The 255-nt window shown below is 60.0% G+C and carries 1 protein-coding gene; it reads right to left on the bottom strand.

All coding sequences use genetic code 11. The features are described from left to right. Positions 1-255: Ig-like domain-containing protein (locus tag GCM43_RS25660; RefSeq protein WP_193315757.1), on the bottom strand; the 255-nt coding region annotated here is incomplete at both ends.

Genomic DNA, 255 nt, shown 5'->3' with positions numbered 1-255 from the left:
TTGCTGCCGCCCTTGCCATCGCTGATGGTGTAGCTGAAGCTGTCGTTGCCGTTGTAGTCGGCCGTTGGCGCATAGCTGTAGCTGCCGTCCGAATTAACGGTGACCGTGCCGTGCGACGGATCGCTGGTCTTGGTGTAGGTGACGGTGTCGCCATCCACATCACTCGCGGGTGGCAGATTGCCAGTCTTGACCGTGTCTTCAGGCGTGGTAATCGTGGTGCCGCTGCCGACTGGTGCATCGTTGACCGGATCAATG

Origin of the sequence: Janthinobacterium aquaticum (assembly GCF_009208565.1) — a bacterium.
Taxonomy (GTDB): Bacteria; Pseudomonadota; Gammaproteobacteria; order Burkholderiales; family Burkholderiaceae_D; genus Janthinobacterium.
The sequence above is the reverse complement of the archived record's forward strand: the minus strand, read 5'-3'. Positions and strand labels throughout refer to the sequence as shown.